This window comes from Orenia metallireducens, from assembly GCF_003001995.1.
Lineage (GTDB): Bacteria > Bacillota > Halanaerobiia > Halobacteroidales > Halobacteroidaceae > Orenia > Orenia metallireducens_B.
Window position 1 is genome coordinate 1 of sequence record NZ_PVNB01000088.1, and the last position, 1,404, is coordinate 1,404.

At 26.9% G+C, this 1,404-nt stretch carries 1 protein-coding gene; it reads left to right on the forward strand.

Annotated features, from left to right (window positions below; all coding sequences use genetic code 11):
* Positions 1 to 59: 59 nt before the first annotated feature.
* Positions 60 to 1,385, forward strand: coding sequence for an IS701 family transposase (locus BX659_RS18705; protein ID WP_097019730.1), 1,326 nt, complete (start codon positions 60 to 62; stop codon positions 1,383 to 1,385).
* Positions 1,386 to 1,404: the final 19 nt, after the last annotated feature.

Here is a 1,404-nt window from a genome sequence, read left to right on the forward strand (position 1 = left end):
CTAAATCCTAGAGATAATAATCATAGTCAATAAAAACTAAATCTAGGAGATGTCTGACTATGATTAATATTCCCAATAATTCAACAAACCAAACATTAAAGCAATATTTATTAAAATATCGTTCTATTTTTACAAAACCAAGTTTTGAAATATTTAATTGGCTAATTTTAGCGATAATTTCTATTGAGGAAATAAGGTCTATAAAGTTTTTATATGATAATTTCATAAGTAAATATAGCAGTAAAGTTCTAAATTCTTTTTATTATTTCTTATCTCATTCTAGTTTTTCTACAGAAAAACTAATGAGAAAAACTGTAGATATAGTTTTAAATTTGATTTCTAGCTCTAAAGATGAAATAACAATTTTCTTAAGTATAGATGATACTTTGCAAGCCAAGTATGGTAATAAATTTGATTGTTATTATAAGCTTTTTGACCATACTAGTAGAACTGGAAGTTCATACTTAAATGGTCACTGTTTTGTATCTTTAGTTATTAATATTCCTTTAAAGCATAATGAAGGTATCAAATATTTAAGCTTACCTGTAGGTTATAAGCTCTATGATAAAAGTAAGAGTAAATTAAAATTAGCCTCAGAATTAATAAATATCGCTATGCCATTATTAAAATCATATCAGGTTATTCTATTGTGTGATAGTTGGTATACTAAAGGTTCTGTTCTTGATACTGTTAACTCTTACGATAACTTAGATTTAATAGGTGCAGTAAGAAAAGATACTGCAATTTTTGATTTACCACCTAAACATAATGGAAAGCGTGGTAGACCTAGACTTAGAGGTGATAAACTAGATATTCATGCCTTTTCTTATGAAAAGGCTAATAAATATTTTATTTCCACTCGTAGAGTCATGACCAGACTGTTTAAAACTCCAGTATATATTACAGTGACAGCTAAAGATACTGATAAATTCTCATCTACAAGATTATTTATTTGTACCATTAATCCAGGTGAAATTAGTATTTTCAAAAATCATAATATCGAAAAAAACAAATATGATAATACTGATTTTAAACAAGTACCGTTATCTGCTTATAGTATTAGATGGAATATAGAAGTTATCTTTTATCAGCACAAATTTTTCTGGTCTTTTGGTAATTATATGGTACGAAATAAAAAAGCTATAGAAAGATATGTGAATTTACTTGCTATCAGCTACACTTTTGTTTCAGTTTTACCCTTTATAGATCAAAAATTTGAGAAATATAAATTTAGAAGTCCTCAAAAGATAAAAAGAGTGTTAGCAGAGAATATCTCTAAGGAATTAATTTTTGATAGTTTCGTATCTTCACTCGAAAGTAGCAAAATTTATTCTAAAGTTCAGAAAGCTATTAGTTCTTTTCTACGAGATGACAAGATTGCATAGTCAAACTTGTAAAGTGGTG

Coding starts and splice junctions, on each gene's coding strand:
- BX659_RS18705 (WP_097019730.1), top strand. CDS start 60: ATGATTAATATTCCCAATAATTCAACAAACCAAACATTAAAGCAATAT.